Source organism: Tardiphaga sp. OK246 (assembly GCF_900188215.1).
In the GTDB taxonomy this organism is placed as follows: domain Bacteria; phylum Pseudomonadota; class Alphaproteobacteria; order Rhizobiales; family Xanthobacteraceae; genus Tardiphaga; species Tardiphaga robiniae.
In genome coordinates, this window is sequence record NZ_FZOX01000004.1 from 176476 (window position 1) to 190817 (window position 14342).

A 14342-nucleotide genomic window follows, 5' to 3' on the forward strand; every position below is an offset into this window, starting at 1 on the left:
ATCGTTGGCGGTTGCTCTAGCAAACCGGCCTGCTGAATGAAAGGCGCGGAACGCTGCTGACCTTAGCCGGTGGAGAAGGACTGTGTCCGGATATCCTGCGCGGTGCGGCGGAGCGGGATCAGGTATTTCTCCTTTGCCGTCGCCTCGTCCATTGTGCCCGAGATGGCATTCACGCTGATCGCCGCGACGACCCGGCCGCCGTGGTCGCGGACGGGGACGGCGATGCCGCAGATGGCTGGGTCGAGTTCACCATCGACCCAGCCATAGCCTTTGGCCTCGACGCGTTCGAGCTCGCGTTCCAGCAGTACGGGATCGGTGATGGTGCGTGGGGTGATATGTTTGAATTCGGTGGTGGCGAGATAGTGCGCACGCTGGTCCGGTGGGAGGGCCGCCAGCAGGACCCGGCCGAGCGACACCACATGGGCGGGCAGGCGGCTGCCGACGGCGAGATTGGCCGAGAGAATGCGCTGCGCCGGCAATCGCAGCGCATAGACGATCTCGGTCTCGTCCAGCACTGCCAGCGAGCAGGATTCACCGATTTCGTTGCGCAGGTCTTCCAAAGCGCGTTGCGCGTAGCCCCAGTAAGGCAGTGCATTGAGGTAGGAAAGGCCAAGCCCCAGCGCCCGCGGGCGTAGGCTGAAATAGCGACCATCGGCTTCGCAATATTTCATCACGATCAGCGTCGCCAGCATCCGGCGCGCCGTCGCGCGGCTGAGGCCCGCGATCGCGGCGACTTCCGAGAGCGTGTGCCGACCCGGTGGGCGACCCAGCGCTTCGACGGCCGCAAAACCACGGGCGATCGCCCGAACGAAACCGTCACTGTCTTTGGCCATGCACCATCCTACCGGTTCGGACTTGTCAGTCCCGGGAAACCGCGCCTATAGTTGTTCGTAAGGCGGCCATAAAGTTCGCCTGGTGAACACTAGTGGAGAAGGCGCTATGGCGCAAGCGGAAGTTTTTGAAACCGATTTCTGGAAGGACGCGAACCTGCGCAAGGTCTGGGACGAGATCGTCCCGGGCGAGCCACGCAAGACGCTGCCTTATGTCCTGACGAGGGAGGCGATCCAGCTTTATTGCCGCTCGGTCGGCGAGAACCACCCATTGTATTTCGACGAGGCTTACGCGAAGGCGTCGCCCTATGGCGGTCTGATCGCGCCGCCATCGATCCACATTCTGCTGATGTTCTCCTGCACGCCGGCTGACGACTGGATGCGCACACCTGGCACCGTCAATGCCGGCCAGTCCTGGAGCTACAACGTCCCGGCACGGCCCGGAGACACCATCACCCTGCAGGCCCGCGCGCTCGACAAGTTCATCAAGCGCGAGCGGCTGTTCGTGGTCCACGACAACGTGTTCTTCAACCAGCGCGGCGACGTCATCTGTTCTGGCCGCGGCCAGACCATTCGCCCGATGTGAGCGTGGCAAGGAGATCAACCATGACAACCAGCTTTGACAAACTCTCCACCGGCGACACCATCGACGGTCCGAGCTTCGCAGTGTCGCGCGAGTCGATCCGGCTCTTCTGCGACGGATCGCTCGACTACAATCCGCTGCATCTCGACGACAACTACATGAAGAGCTCGTTCGGCAAGACCAATTTCGGCGGCATCATCATGCATGGCATGAATAATTTCGGGCTGATTACCCGCATGCTGACCGACTGGGCCTATCCTGCGGGTGCAATCCATCGCCGTCTCGAAACGCGATGGGTCAAGCCGGTGAAGCCCGGCGACACGATCCAGCCGGTTGGCATCATCAAGGCCAAGCAGACCACCGAGAAGTCGCGCTGGGTGCTGATCGACGTGCTGGTGAAGAACCAGAACGACGAGAAGGTCGCTGTTGGCGAGGCGATGGTTGAATTTCCGCTGACAGCCTAGTGGCTCGATGCAACGGTGTGCGGCATAGTCCGCACGCCGAACAAGAACAGGCAAGGGATCGAAATGAAGAAGCTCACGAGGCTCGCCCTGTCGTGTCTGGCGATGACTTTTGTCATGTTGTCGGGCGCGCTGGCGCAGAATTTTCCAGTCAGTCAGATCAAGATCATCGTGCCGTTTCCAGCGGGGGGCACGACGGACATCCTCGCACGGTTTGTTGCGCAATATCTGGGCGAGAAGCTCGGCGTCACCACGATCGTCGAGAACCGGCCGGGCGCATCGGGCACGATCGGTTCAGAAGTTGTCGTGAAGTCGCCCGCCGATGGCAGCGTGTTGTTGGTCACGGCCACGCATCACGTGATCAATCCGAGTCTACGCAAGAGTCTGCCTTACGAGACACAGAAGGACTTCTCGCCGATCGCCCTGATCGCGACGGCGCCAAATGCGCTTGTTGTGACCAGGGACTTTCCGGCGAAGTCGGTTGCCGAGTTGATCGAGCTGGCGAAGAAGCAGCCCGGCAAGCTGTCTTTCGGATCGGCCGGCGTCGGCGGTGCCAATCATCTGTCGGGTGAATTGTTCAAGCAGATGGCTGGAATCAATATCGAGCACATCCCTTACAAGGGCGCCGCGCCGGCGATGAACGACCTGATCGGCGGCCATATTCCGATCATGTTCGATACGTTGCCGACCGTTTTGCCTGCTGCCGAGGCGGGCAACATCCGTGTGCTCGCGGTCACCAGTCTCACCCGAGCGGCCTCGCTCCCCAATGCCCCGACCCTTGATGAGGCCGGCATAAAGGGGTTCGAGGCGACCGCCTGGTTCGGCATGTATATGCCGCAGGCCAATGGCAGCCCGGCCTATACGAAGCTGGTCGCGGCCATGAAGGAGATCCTGGCGGCACCCGCGACCCGCGAGAAATTCGCCACCCAGGGCGTCGAGCCGGGCAAGCTGACGGGAGCTGAATTCACGGCTTTCGTCGATTCGGAGATCAAGAAGTGGGGCGCAGTGGTGAAAACCGCGAATGTTCCGCAAGAGTGACCCGCACGGGTGAGGGTCCGGTGACTATTCCCGGACCCTCACGCCACCAAAATACCTGCAAATATCGATCCGATGGTCGCCAGATGCCTGGATCGGATTGACAGTCCGGCGCCCGATGGCTTAGAAACCGCGGGTCCCGGGCGACTTGGTCGCCAGCGGGTTCAAGCTCATTTTCGCTGATTTCGGCCTGCTGCGCACGGCCTTTGACGTCAGTATCGCAAGCTATCAGGATTGACCGATGAAAGTCCGTAACTCGTTGAAATCGCTGCGTGGTCGTCACCGCGACAACCGCCTGGTCCGCCGCAAGGGCCGCGTCTACGTGATCAACAAGACCCAGCGCCGTTTCAAGGCTCGCCAGGGTTGAGTTGCTGAGCGGCCGGCATTTTGCCGGCTGGCCTCACGACATCACAGGTGTTTGACGCGCTGCTGCTTTGCAGCGCGTTTTTTCGTGTCTAGACTTGTGGCATGGCATTGAGAATCCCGGCCGCAGGTTTTGGAATTCTGCTGAGCGCATTTCTGGGCGCAGCACCCGTCTACGCGCAGGTCAAAGATCCGCAGATCGTGACCCCGGATGCGCCGAAGAAAATTCCCGAGCCACCCGCCAAACTGCCGAAGGTCAACGCCGACAAGACGCGCGGCCTTGATTTCCTGTTTGGTGCGCTGAAAGCGGCGCCGGACGAAGCCAGTGCCAAACACGTCGAAGGCCGGATCTGGGCCCTGTGGTCGCAGACCACGAGCGACACGACCGCGCTGTTGATGACCCGCGCCAAGACGGCACTGGACGCCAAGCAGGTCGATCTGTCGCTGCAGTTGTTGAGCGCGGTGGTGAAGTTGCGCCCCGATTACGTCGAGGGCTGGAATCGGCGCGCGACGCTGTATTACCTGCAGAACGATTACACCCGGTCGCTGCAGGATATCGAGCAAGTGCTGATACGCGAACCCCGGCATTTCGGTGCTCTGGCAGGGCTCGGCATGATCATGCAGGAGCTGGGCGACGACAAGCGTGCGCTTGATGCGTTCCGCAAGGCGCTTGCGGTCAATCCGCATCTCGAAAAGGTGCCGGAGCTGGTCAAGACCCTGACCGAAAAGGTCGAAGGCCGCGATATCTGAAATTCCTTGAAGGTCGGGGCGCTCGCGGGACATCGCGGGAACATCGCCCTGCTTTGATGCATCCCTGCTGCCCGCGATGGAAAAACAAGACATCGTCGCCGGGGAATCAAACTTCTGACACAGGAAACGGGCGAAAAGGGCGTTTTCCGAGCCACAGGAAGGGACACCTTTTGGCGCCGAAGTCATTTCCGCTATTCGCTTTGCTATGTGTGTTGATGGCCGCACCGATGGCTGCTGTGACCAGCCCTGCACTGGCGCAGAAAGCCGATGCGCCGCCGGCGCCTGCAGTTTCGACGCTGTCCCCCGATCAGGCCAAGGCTGCGCTCGACACATTGCAGGACGACGTCAAGCGCAAGGAGATGATCCATACGCTGCGCGCGATCGCCGCGGCGACACCCGCATCGCCGGAGAAGAAGCCTGCCATTCCGCTCGACGCCGACAGTCTTGGCGCGCAATTGCTGGTGACGATTTCCGATCAGCTCGGCGATATTACGCGCGAGGTCTCGACAGCCGTGCAATCGGTCACGCGCTTTCCGGCCCTATGGTACTGGCTGCAGCGCAGCGCCAACGATCCCGCCACCTATCATCTCCTGTTCGACATCGCCTGGAAGCTTGTTGTCGTATTCGGCGGTGCGCTGGCAGCGGAATGGCTCATGGTCTGGCTGCTGCGCAAGCCGCAGGCAGTGCTCGAGGCGCGCATTCCTTTCGTCGCCCGTGCGCCGTCCTCGCTCATCGAACGTGCCGATCCACAGTCGTCCACGGCCGACTTCACCGAGGCGCCGGATCTCAACAAACGGCGGCGCAGCCTGACCCGGGCGTGGCAATCGCTGCTGCGGCTTCCCTATGTGGTCGGGCGTCTTCTCCTCGAATTGTTTCCGATTTTCGTCTTTACCGGCACAGTATCGCTGCTGCTCGGCACCCAGATCGGCGATGCCGGGATCACGCGCCTCGCGATCCTTGCGATCGTAAACAGCTATGTGGTGGCGCGCGCCATCATCTGTGCGATGCGCGCGTTGTTCGGGCCGCTCGCTCTGTTCAGGGTGAAGGAGGAGACCGCAGCCTATCTCGAAATCTGGACGCGTCGCATCGTCGGCGTCGGCGCCACCGGCATCGCAATCGCCAATGTTGCCCTGATGATGGGTCTCTATCGCTCGGCGCATTTCGCGCTGATCAAGCTCGTGATGCTGGTCGTGCATCTGTTTGTTGTCGTCATCGTCCTGCAGTGCCGGAAGCCCGTTGCCGATGCACTCCGCGCGCCGATCGGCGCTACGGGCTTCCTGAGCGCGATGCGCAATCGCCTCGCCAGTCTCTGGCATGTGCTGGCGATCGTCGTCGTGATGGCGGCTTGGACCATCTGGGCGCTCAATATCCAGAACGGTTATTCATTGCTGCTGCGATACATCGTCGGCACGGTCATTGTCGCGCTGGTGGCCCGGCTCGTCTCGATGATTGCGCTGAGCCTCATTGATCGCGGTTTCCGCATCAAACCGGAAATCCTGCAGCGCTTTCCGGGTCTTGAGACGCGTGCCAATCGTTATCTGCCACTGTTGCGCAAGGTCGTCGCAACGATCATCGCGGTGATCGGCCTCGTTGCCTTGCTGGAAGTGTGGGGCGTCAATGCCATTGTCTGGTTCTATGGTGGCCAGATCGGCAGTCGGGTCGTCTCGGCTGTCATCACCGTCGGCATCGCTGCCATTGTCGCTGCGGTTGTGTGGGAAGGTAGCAATGCGCTGATGGAGCGTCAGCTCGCGGCGCTGACGCGCGATGCTCATTTCGCCCGCGCGGCCCGTCTGCGCACGTTCCAGCCGATGCTGCGTACGACATTGCTCGGCGTAATCATCGCGGTGGTTGCGCTCACCGCGCTGAGCGAGATCGGTGTCAATGTTGCGCCGCTGCTCGCTGGTGCCGGCATCCTCGGTATCGCTATCGGCTTCGGTTCGCAGAAGCTGGTGCAGGACGTGATTACCGGCTTGTTTCTGCTGCTGGAAAGCACCGTGCAGGTTGGAGATAACGTTACGGTGTCGGGTCTGTCGGGTGTCGTCGAGAACGTCTCGATCCGTACCATCCGGCTGCGTGCCGGCGATGGTTCGGTTCATATCATTCCCTTCAGCGCGGTGACCACCATCACCAATGCCAGCCGCGGTGCAGGCAACGCGGCCGTCAGCGTCAGCGTCGCTTACAAGGAAGATACCGACCGCGCCGGCCAGTTGCTGAAGGACATCGTCGAGCAGATGCGCAATGAGGCAGCTTTCAAGCCGCTGATCCGCAGCGATCTCGAATTGTGGGGCGTTGACAAGGTCGATGGTTCGATGGCGACGATCGTCGGGCAGATCCGGTGTACCGATTCCGGCCGCTGGGCGGTGCAGCGCGAATTCAATCGCCGCATGAAAATCTGCTTCCAGGAAGAAGGTATCGAGATCGCGTCACCCGGACAGACCGTCCTGATGCAGTTGCCTCCGCCGACCACTGAAGCTGCAGAGGACAATGACGCAGATATCGAGCAGAGCAAGTCAGCGCAGCGCCGCGCCGGCTAGTGATTGTCGCTGCAGCTCCGGATTGAGCAAAGTTGCGGCTACGTGCGGCGCAATGGCAGCCATATTCGCCATCTGGCCACGCGGCCTCTCTGGCAGATGGACGAGCCGGAAGACAAGAACGAACCAGAATAGGCGCGTTGGTCGATCTAGTGCAGGACGTTATTGCCGGGCCGGATAGCACCGAACTGGGGTGAAGCGGCATAGAGTTGCTGCAATTCCGCTTCCAGTTGCTCGTTGACCATCAGCAAAGCCTTGAGCGCGCCGCGCAAGTCGCCATTGCAGGTAGAAATGATTTCGTCGATCACAGCATCGGTTGGGCGGGCCGTCATGGAACTATCTCCGGTTCAGATCATGGCGTCAGTCCGCCGCCTGATCGTGGCGATAACCGGGCGGGAACGAATGCGTTCCTGTGGATAGCGTGGACAGTCCTTGCAGGCCGCTCGTCGCGATCACCGTGGCAAAGCCGCCAAACGCCCCCCATATCCACAACATTGTTTCCCGCCACGGGCCTTTCCTCAGTGAGAAAATTTGTGATTGTGCTGCTCGCGCTTCTCGTCGTTCCCATCGTTGTGTCGGCAGCCAGATACTGGATGGGTGATCGCTCGGTCGATTGGCAGAGCGCGGATCGTTCCAGCGCCGGCCTGTTGCCACCGCCCGCCGCGCATCCCGAGGCGCTGGTGCGCGTCTTCGCGGCGCGGACCGTGCGTTGGCGCGGTATCTTTGCGGTCCATAGCTGGATCGTCTTCAAGGAGAAGGGCGCGTCGCGCTACACCCGCTACGATTATACGGCGTGGGGCGAGCCCATTCGCCTGAATGGATTTGCCGCAGACGGCCGCTGGTTCGGCGACGTGCCGACCGCTATCGCCTCCGCCGACGGCGATGCCGCCACCGCCATGATCCCGAAAATCCAGGCGGCCATCGCGAGTTACTCCTGGCGCGCCTATGGCGACTATCGGGCCTGGCCCGGGCCGAACTCCAACACATTCGTCGCGGCCGTTCTGGCCGCCGTGCCGGAATTGCGGGTGGCATTGCCGCCCACCGCCATCGGCAAGGATTTTCCCTATGCCGGCAATGCCTTTGGCTGGACACCCTCCGGGACCGGCGTGCGCGCCACGCTGGGCGGCTATCTCGGTGTCACCGCAGGCTGGGTCGAAGGGGTCGAGCTCAATCTGCTCGGTGCCGTATTCGGCCTCGACATCCGCCGGCCCGCGATCAAACTGCCGGGCATTGGTCGTCTTGGCGTCAGCGCGTAAATGGCGCGCGGCGCGAAACCCACAGGGTACCGCCGCGTAGCTGGATCGTGCACAAAATTTCCCGGATATCGGCGATGATATCAGTCACTGTGGTGGCGGTGCTATGCGTGCTGGCCGTGGCCACGCAGGTCGGCGTGCTGGTATTCGAGCGTAAATATCCGCCAACGGGTGAGTTTGTCGACGTCACGAGCGGCCGTCTGCATGTGGTGCAGATCGGACCACGCGATGCATCAGGCCCGCCGATTGTCCTCATCCATGGCGCCACGTCGAATATGGAAACCATGCGGCTGCCGCTCGGCAATATGCTGGCAGAAAAACACCGCGTTATCCTGATCGACCGTCCCGGCTTTGGCTGGAGCACGCGTGACGATTTGTCGAACTCTTCTCCGGCGATGCAGGCGAGGATGATCGACGAAGCGCTTGAAAAACTCGGCGTCGATCAGGCGATCGTTGTGGTGCATTCGCTTGCCGGCGCACTCGGCGCGCTGATGGCGCTGGACTATCCGCAGCGTTTCGCAGGACTGGTCATGCTGGCGGGTGTCACTCATCCCTGGCCCGGTGGCGTTGGCATCTATAACGAGGTCGTCGCCACTCCGGCCATTGGCAAGCTGCTGGCCTATACGATTACGCTGCCGCTTGGCTATTTCCTGACGGATATGGGCGGACGCGCAGTGTTTGCGCCGCAGCCGATGCCGGAAGGCTATATCGCGCAGACCGCGACGCAACTTGTACTGCGGCCGCGCAACTTCCTCGCCAATGCCTGGGATCTGGTAACGTTGAAATCTGCCGTCATGGCGCAGGCATCGCGCTATGCCGATATCAAAGCTCCGACCGTCGTGATCGCAGGCTCTGCCGACACCATCGTATCGCCGGAGATTCATTCGCGTCATTTCGCGAAAACCGTGCCGGGCGCCAAACTAATCGTGCTGCCGAACGTTGGTCATATGGTGCAAAACGCTGCGCCTGATCTTATCATGGGGGAGATCGAGGGCATGATCTCGGCCGCTGACACAAAACCGAAGGCCGCCTTGCGCTAACCTCCCGTTCGATCGACTTCAAACCAAATTGAGGAGAATTGCATGACCACGACTTTCGGTTCGGCCAAATGGCAAGGTGGCATCAAGGACGGCAAGGGATCGATTTCCACCAAGAGCGGCGCGCTCGCCGACTATCCCTACGGTTTCGCCAGCCGCTTCGAAGGCAAGCCGGGCTCCAATCCTGAAGAGCTGATCGGCGCCGCCCATGCCGCCTGCTTCACAATGGCGCTGTCTCTGATCCTCGGCGAAGCCGGTTTCAAGGCTGACAATATGGAGACGAAGGCCGACGTGACGCTGGAGAAGCAGGGTGACGGCTTCGCCATTACCAAAGTGCACCTCACGCTCTCGGCCTCCATTCCCGGCGCCGACAAGGCGAAGTTCGACGAACTCACCGCCATGGCAAAGGCCGGCTGCCCGGTGTCGAAGGTGCTGAACGCAGAAATCACGCTCGGCGCGACGCTGGTGGGTTAAGCCTCAGGCGGCGGATACAATCTCTCCCGCCATCGCGGGGAGAGGTTGTATCCGTGAACTACATATCCGCGTCGTTTGGCCCGACATAAGCGATGCGAACCATGTTGGTCGCACCTGGTGTGCCGAGCGGTACGCCAGCGACAATGATGACCCGCTGGCCGGCCTTGGCGAAGCCGTCACGAAAGGCGATGCGTCCGGCGCGATCGACCATGTCGTCAAGGTCCTTCGCATCCTCCGCCACCACGCAGTGTACGCCCCACACGACCGATAGCTTGCGACCGGCGGCGAGGTTCGGCGTGATCGCTACCACCGGCGGCTTCGGCCGTTCACGGGCGACGCGGACGGCGGTGGATCCTGAGCTGGTCCAGCAAATGATCGCAGACAGGTCCAGCGTTTCTGCGATCTGTCGTGCCGCGTCCGCAATGGCGTCACCGACGGTCGGCTCGGGTTCGGGGCGCTGGGCCATCAGTACGGTGCGATAGGTCGGATCGCGCTCTACTTCCTCGCCGATGCGGTTCATCGTCGAGACGGCTTCGACCGGGAATTTGCCGGCGGCGGATTCGGCCGACAGCATAACGGCATCTGCGCCTTCATAGATGGCCGTCGCGACGTCGGAGACTTCGGCGCGGGTCGGTACCGGGCTCTGGATCATCGACTCCAGCATCTGCGTGGCGACGACGACGGGTTTGCCGGCGCGGCGCGCCATGCGCGTCATGCGCTTTTGTAGACTTGGTACCCGTTCCAGCGGCAGTTCGACGCCGAGATCGCCGCGCGCCACCATCAGCGCGTCGGACGCTTCCAGAATGGAATCGAGACGGTCGATCGCCTGCGGCTTCTCGATCTTCGACATGATGGATGCGCGGCCGCGCACCAGCCGCTTGGCTTCATGCACGTCCTCGGCGCGCTGCACGAAGGACAGGGCTATCCAGTCGATGCCGGTCTCGAGTGCGGCTTCCAGATCCAGGCGGTCCTTCGGCGTCATGGCCGACACCGGCAGGTCGGTATCGGGCAGGCTGACGCCCTTGCGGTCGGAGATGCGGCCGCCGACCACCACGCGCGTCACCGCGCGGTCGTTCGATGTCTCCTCGGCAATCAGCCGCAGCTTGCCGTCGTCGATCAGCAGCGCATGGCCCGGGCGAAGTGCAGCGAGAATTTCCGGATGTGGCAGGTGCACGCGGGTGGCGTCGCCGGGGGCAGGATCGGAATCCAGCACGAAGCTCTCGCCGTTCTTGAGCTGCACACCGCCTTCGGCAAAGGCGCCGACGCGCAGCTTCGGGCCCTGCAGATCGACCAGAATGCCGATCGGGCGGCCGTAGCTGCTCTCGACATTGCGGATGGTCTTCACCAGCTCGCGCATCTTGTCATGCGGCGTGTGGCTCATATTGATGCGGAACACGTCGGCACCAGCCTCGAACAGCTTGCGGATCATCGCGCTGTCCGAGGAGGCGGGGCCGAGCGTGGCCAGAATCTTGATGCGGCGTTGGCGTCTCATTGTTTGCCTCCCGGCGGTACTGATGGCGGCAGGGTCGTTGACCCGCCCGGGGGCGCGCCACCTGGCGTGTTGGGCAGACCGGGGAAGCCCGCGCCGGGTGCGCCCGGAGGCGGTCCGGTCGGCCCCGGAATGCCCGGCAGCTTCGGCGGTTGTTCGTTGGTCTCGGTCAGTTGCACCGTCCAGGCGCGCTGTTCGCCGGTGTCGACCTCGAAGAAGCCGGTCCGGTCAAAGCCGCGTGCGAGGCAGTTTTCGGTGCCCTTGATGGTGAATTCCTTGTCGCGGGAGCACATGAAGGCCTGACCCGACCACTCACCACCCCGGTCGTAGTCGAGTGCGTAGATATAATAATACCGCGCAACCAGGGTTCCGCGCAGCAAGGTCTCGCAGGCTCGCGACGAGACATTCCACCAGCCCTCGGTGGTCCAGCCTTCGGCATCCTTGTAGCCCAGCGCGATCCCGACCCGGCTCGAGGTGTTGTTGCACAGCCGGAAATCAGCCGCCGCGGGGCTCGTCCACAGGCACGACAGGGCCAGCGCCAGCACCGGCAACAGGCCGGCGAGGGGGACGCGTCGAAAGGGGCGGGAATGGGAATCTCTTGCGGTCATGCGGCGAAGCTATCTCAATTCGTTGACGATTTCGCTTGACCCGGCGGGCCTGTCAACGGTCGCGGAACCAATTCTGTCCCGCCAGGCGGTTTGCGTTGTGATATGGCAAAATCTGTGACAGCGCCCATGTTACACGAAGACGACAGGCCGGTATCGGGTGCAACAGCGAGACCATTCATGGCGATTGACGACAAGATCCAGACCGAACTCGAGGCCGCCGCCTTTCGCCGGCTGGTAGACCATTTGCGCGGTCGCACCGATGTGCAGAATATCGACCTGATGAATCTGGCCGGCTTCTGTCGGAACTGCCTGTCAAACTGGCTGAAAGACGCTGCCGACGCCAAGGGCGTGGCGATGACCAAGGATGAGAGCCGCGAAGCGATTTACGGCATGCCTTACGAGACCTGGAAATCGCTGCATCAGGCCGAGGCCAAACCCGAACAAATTGAGGCCATGAAGAAAGTGCACAGCGGGCACTGACGATTTCTCGTCTTTTTGAGGCATGAAATCAAAGCTGTGGGGGCGCTGTGGATGACCGCGAAGGCGCCTTGACGCGAGGTGCCGTGGTCTTGAGTGTCATTTCCTTAAGATTAATGCGCGCATAACGCTGCGCACTAAACCCACCCCATATCCGCTTAAAGCAACATCAGTTCACCAGGAGTTTTCGATGGCCACCTCTGCTGCGTCCGTGCTGGACGATCAGGCGACACATTCTTTCGCCAAGGATCAGCTCAAGGCTATCGTCGAGCGTATCGAGCGCCTTGAAGAAGAAAAGAAGACGATCTCTGACGACATCAAGGACGTCTATGGCGAAGCCAAAGGCAACGGCTACGACGTGAAGGCGCTGCGCACCATCATCCGCATGCGCAAGCAGGACGCCAACGAGCGCGCCGAGCAGGAGACGATCCTCGAGACCTATCTGCAGGCCTTGGGAATGCTGTAAGGCGCTTAGCGCGCCAATACTCAGCCAAACACTCAGGTGTCATACGCGGGCAAAAGCGCGAAGCGCGTCTTCGCGCTAAACGACCCGCGTATCCATCTAGCCACAAAAATAGCGATGGATGGCCGGGTCAAGCCCGGCCATGACACCATTGTAGTCTGAGAAATTGGCGCGCTTAACGCAGCGACGCCGTGCGCATCACAAAAGCTGTCGTCGCAAGCGAGGCTGTTGCCGAGCCGGTGAAGCGCTCGCAGACCAGACCGAGCTGCGGATCATCCGAGAAAGTCATTGCCACCACCGCCTGCGGCTTGACGAAGTGCGCGCGCAGGATGGTCATGTCGCCGTCGCCCATCACTGAGGCTGACATCGACGTGGTGGCGCTCGGCGCGAGGATCATTGCGCGCATCCAGACATGGTTGTCGGGAATGACTGCTGCGGTCAGGCGGGTCGCTACGGTGACGGTGCTGTTCTGGCCTTGAGCGCCCTTCGCGACGACGGTCGTGATGTTATTCACCGCCATCGGGTTCTTGGCCACGGAGGCCGGACGCATGCTACGTGGGATCGGCGCGCTCGCGGCAACGACATTGGCGCGATCGACCGGGGAGTTAGCCGGCGGCGCATAGGCCATCGCCTTGGCGAAGCTGGACTCGGTGGCGGCCGGCTGCGGATCGACCACATTGGCCAAGGCCTGCCGTGCGGTGATCGCGGCGACCTGCTGCGGCGTGGCCTGTTTCGGCGCCGGCATATCATCCCAGAAGCCGCGGGCATTGATAATATCGGCCGGCGTCTGCGGCCGGTTGTCGGTCTTGGCTGCGGGCGCCGGAATCGGTGCCTTCGGGCGCGGTACCGGAACGGTCTCGGTGTCGGCCGATGCGAGCTGATAGGTTGCTGCTGCGGCCGGCTTGGAGCGCGGCATCGGAATGGGGTCCGAAGACTTCGCCTCAGCCAGCTTCGTTTCAGCCAACTTCGTTTCGGCCTGCTTCGTATCGACCGGTTTCGCAGGCATCGCGGCGGCCATCATGCCCACAGGCGACGGCTTGGCGGGTGCGATCGCGGCTGCTGCGCTCTCGTCTTCGTCGTCATTCGACTTGCCACCACGGAACAGCGAGGCGAACAGGCCCGGCTTGCTCTTGGCAAAAGCTGCACTGTCGCCATCGCCGCGCTTCTCGATCTCAGCCATCGCCAGCTGATAGCCAGCCAATGGACGGCCGTCGGTGGGGAGATGCACGGTGCGGCCGTCGGGGAAGACGCGCGCCAGTTGGTCATGCGTCATGCGCGGCCAGTGACGGATGCTGCCAGTGTCGAGATGCACGAAAGGCGAGCCGGAGGTCGGATAGAAGCCGACGCCGCCGCGCTGCAGGCGCAGGCCGGCAAAGCGGATCTTTTCCAGCGCCACGCCGGGAATGAAGAAGTCCATCGCGTGGCCGAGCATATGCTGGCTGGCGCGAGCGACGCCGGACGAGCGGCGGCGGAGCATGGCGTTGGTGGTGGGAGAGCGATAGGCGGAGATAATCTGGATCGGCGCCTTGCCGTCGACGTCGCGGTAGACCTCCCAGAGGATGTCGAACAGGCGACGATCCATGTTGGTCTGGTCCTGGCTGCGCCAGTCGCGGAGGAAGTAGTTGATCTTCTTCATCGCGTCGTCGTCGTAGCGGCCGTTGCGCTTGAACGTGACGGTGAGGTCTTCGCCTGAATGGGTGTGGTGGAACGAGAGGGTGCGGGTTTCGTCGAGAGCGGTGGCATTATGGACGGAGCTGGCGCCTGCCATCAGCAGAACTGACGCGAGGCCGGCATGAAAGCCAGCGCGCGATGTTCGCAATCTCGTTTTGCGTGCGAAACCGCTCAGCACGTATGAACCCACCCAAGTCGACAACTCTCTCGCTACCCCATGCGGCGACAGAGAGTGAACGTACTCTTAAAACGGGAGGGTTAACCGAGATTTACAACCCATCCCCCCAAGCGGGCTTTTCAGCCAGCCATTAAACTTA

General features: G+C 62.0%; 16 protein-coding genes. 11 read left to right on the top strand and 5 right to left on the bottom strand.

Annotation, left to right across the window (positions count from 1 at the left end; translation table 11 throughout):
• Positions 1 to 62: 62 nt before the first annotated feature.
• Entirely contained in the window at positions 63 to 833 is a 771-nt protein-coding gene (locus tag CHC01_RS19185; protein WP_089265866.1) for an IclR family transcriptional regulator domain-containing protein, read from the bottom strand.
• A gap of 106 nt (positions 834 to 939) precedes the next feature.
• Between CHC01_RS19185 and CHC01_RS19190 the strand changes: the two genes are divergently transcribed.
• From CHC01_RS19190 to CHC01_RS19215, 6 genes are all read left to right on the top strand, one after another.
• Positions 940 to 1416 carry a MaoC family dehydratase gene (locus tag CHC01_RS19190; RefSeq protein ID WP_089265867.1) on the top strand — a complete coding sequence of 159 codons (477 nt, stop codon included), beginning with the start codon at positions 940 to 942 and terminating at the stop codon, positions 1414 to 1416.
• A gap of 20 nt (positions 1417 to 1436) precedes the next feature.
• On the top strand, positions 1437 to 1877 hold the full coding sequence (locus tag CHC01_RS19195) for a MaoC family dehydratase (protein WP_089265868.1): 441 nt from the start codon (positions 1437 to 1439) through the stop codon (positions 1875 to 1877).
• Between the two features lie 63 nt (positions 1878 to 1940).
• Positions 1941 to 2912 (top strand): Bug family tripartite tricarboxylate transporter substrate binding protein, encoded by a 972-nt coding sequence (locus CHC01_RS19200; RefSeq protein WP_089265869.1) that lies wholly within the window; start codon positions 1941 to 1943, stop codon positions 2910 to 2912.
• Positions 2913 to 3150: 238 nt separating this feature from the next.
• A complete protein-coding gene (ykgO, locus tag CHC01_RS19205) occupies positions 3151 to 3276 on the top strand; it encodes a type B 50S ribosomal protein L36 (protein WP_055038661.1) in 126 nt (41 codons plus the stop codon).
• 101 nt (positions 3277 to 3377) lie between these two features.
• Positions 3378 to 4022: a tetratricopeptide repeat protein gene (locus tag CHC01_RS19210; protein ID WP_089265870.1), complete on the top strand. Its 645-nt coding sequence runs from the start codon at positions 3378 to 3380 to the stop codon at positions 4020 to 4022.
• Positions 4023 to 4249: 227 nt separating this feature from the next.
• Positions 4250 to 6556: a mechanosensitive ion channel domain-containing protein gene (locus tag CHC01_RS19215; RefSeq protein WP_502695672.1), complete on the top strand. Its 2307-nt coding sequence runs from the start codon at positions 4250 to 4252 to the stop codon at positions 6554 to 6556.
• A gap of 146 nt (positions 6557 to 6702) precedes the next feature.
• On the opposite strand, the gene CHC01_RS19220 is transcribed toward CHC01_RS19215, so the two are convergent.
• On the bottom strand, positions 6703 to 6885 hold the full coding sequence (locus tag CHC01_RS19220; RefSeq protein WP_068728843.1) for a hypothetical protein: 183 nt from the start codon (positions 6883 to 6885) through the stop codon (positions 6703 to 6705).
• Positions 6886 to 7086: 201 nt separating this feature from the next.
• Between CHC01_RS19220 and CHC01_RS19225 the strand changes: the two genes are divergently transcribed.
• The 3 genes from CHC01_RS19225 (at position 7087) to CHC01_RS19235 (ending at position 9317) form a co-directional block, all read left to right on the top strand.
• Positions 7087 to 7809, top strand: coding sequence for a DUF3750 domain-containing protein (locus tag CHC01_RS19225; protein ID WP_176454642.1), 723 nt, complete (start codon positions 7087 to 7089; stop codon positions 7807 to 7809).
• Between the two features lie 74 nt (positions 7810 to 7883).
• The gene (locus CHC01_RS19230) at positions 7884 to 8846 is read left to right on the top strand and encodes an alpha/beta fold hydrolase (RefSeq protein ID WP_089265872.1); all 963 of its coding nucleotides are present in this window, start codon (positions 7884 to 7886) and stop codon (positions 8844 to 8846) included.
• A gap of 42 nt (positions 8847 to 8888) precedes the next feature.
• A complete protein-coding gene (locus CHC01_RS19235) occupies positions 8889 to 9317 on the top strand; it encodes an OsmC family protein (protein WP_089265873.1) in 429 nt (142 codons plus the stop codon).
• 58 nt (positions 9318 to 9375) lie between these two features.
• On the opposite strand, the gene pyk is transcribed toward CHC01_RS19235, so the two are convergent.
• Together pyk and CHC01_RS19245 are read right to left on the bottom strand one after the other, a co-directional pair.
• Entirely contained in the window at positions 9376 to 10809 is a 1434-nt protein-coding gene (pyk, locus tag CHC01_RS19240) for a pyruvate kinase (protein ID WP_089265874.1), read from the bottom strand.
• On the bottom strand, positions 10806 to 11414 hold the full coding sequence (locus CHC01_RS19245; RefSeq protein ID WP_089265875.1) for a DUF1036 domain-containing protein: 609 nt from the start codon (positions 11412 to 11414) through the stop codon (positions 10806 to 10808). The genes pyk and CHC01_RS19245 overlap by 4 nt, the downstream gene beginning before the upstream one ends.
• Positions 11415 to 11591: 177 nt before the next feature.
• On the opposite strand from CHC01_RS19245, the gene CHC01_RS19250 reads away from it, so the two are divergent.
• Both CHC01_RS19250 and CHC01_RS19255 read left to right on the top strand, forming a co-directional pair.
• Entirely contained in the window at positions 11592 to 11894 is a 303-nt protein-coding gene (locus tag CHC01_RS19250) for a DUF1244 domain-containing protein (protein ID WP_089265876.1), read from the top strand.
• 187 nt (positions 11895 to 12081) lie between these two features.
• Positions 12082 to 12357: a DUF2312 domain-containing protein gene (locus tag CHC01_RS19255; protein WP_068728829.1), complete on the top strand. Its 276-nt coding sequence runs from the start codon at positions 12082 to 12084 to the stop codon at positions 12355 to 12357.
• A 172-nt stretch (positions 12358 to 12529) separates the two neighbouring features.
• Here the strand turns inward: CHC01_RS19255 and CHC01_RS19260 are convergent, their stop codons facing one another.
• Positions 12530 to 14203 (bottom strand): peptidoglycan L,D-endopeptidase MepK, encoded by a 1674-nt coding sequence (locus CHC01_RS19260; RefSeq protein ID WP_089265877.1) that lies wholly within the window; start codon positions 14201 to 14203, stop codon positions 12530 to 12532.
• Positions 14204 to 14342 lie beyond the last annotated feature (139 nt).

What these genes read in the sequence shown, in the direction of transcription:
- CHC01_RS19185 (WP_089265866.1), bottom strand. Translation starts at nt 833, where the DNA reads ATGGCCAAAGACAGTGACGGTTTCGTTCGGGCGATCGCCCGTGGTTTT.
- CHC01_RS19190 (WP_089265867.1), top strand. Translation starts at nt 940, where the DNA reads ATGGCGCAAGCGGAAGTTTTTGAAACCGATTTCTGGAAGGACGCGAAC.
- CHC01_RS19195 (WP_089265868.1), top strand. Translation starts at nt 1,437, where the DNA reads ATGACAACCAGCTTTGACAAACTCTCCACCGGCGACACCATCGACGGT.
- CHC01_RS19200 (WP_089265869.1), top strand. Translation starts at nt 1,941, where the DNA reads ATGAAGAAGCTCACGAGGCTCGCCCTGTCGTGTCTGGCGATGACTTTT.
- ykgO (WP_055038661.1), top strand. Translation starts at nt 3,151, where the DNA reads ATGAAAGTCCGTAACTCGTTGAAATCGCTGCGTGGTCGTCACCGCGAC.
- CHC01_RS19210 (WP_089265870.1), top strand. Translation starts at nt 3,378, where the DNA reads ATGGCATTGAGAATCCCGGCCGCAGGTTTTGGAATTCTGCTGAGCGCA.
- CHC01_RS19215 (WP_502695672.1), top strand. Translation starts at nt 4,250, where the DNA reads ATGGCTGCTGTGACCAGCCCTGCACTGGCGCAGAAAGCCGATGCGCCG.
- CHC01_RS19220 (WP_068728843.1), bottom strand. Translation starts at nt 6,885, where the DNA reads ATGACGGCCCGCCCAACCGATGCTGTGATCGACGAAATCATTTCTACC.
- CHC01_RS19230 (WP_089265872.1), top strand. Translation starts at nt 7,884, where the DNA reads ATGATATCAGTCACTGTGGTGGCGGTGCTATGCGTGCTGGCCGTGGCC.
- CHC01_RS19235 (WP_089265873.1), top strand. Translation starts at nt 8,889, where the DNA reads ATGACCACGACTTTCGGTTCGGCCAAATGGCAAGGTGGCATCAAGGAC.
- pyk (WP_089265874.1), bottom strand. Translation starts at nt 10,809, where the DNA reads ATGAGACGCCAACGCCGCATCAAGATTCTGGCCACGCTCGGCCCCGCC.
- CHC01_RS19245 (WP_089265875.1), bottom strand. Translation starts at nt 11,414, where the DNA reads ATGACCGCAAGAGATTCCCATTCCCGCCCCTTTCGACGCGTCCCCCTC.
- CHC01_RS19250 (WP_089265876.1), top strand. Translation starts at nt 11,592, where the DNA reads ATGGCGATTGACGACAAGATCCAGACCGAACTCGAGGCCGCCGCCTTT.
- CHC01_RS19255 (WP_068728829.1), top strand. Translation starts at nt 12,082, where the DNA reads ATGGCCACCTCTGCTGCGTCCGTGCTGGACGATCAGGCGACACATTCT.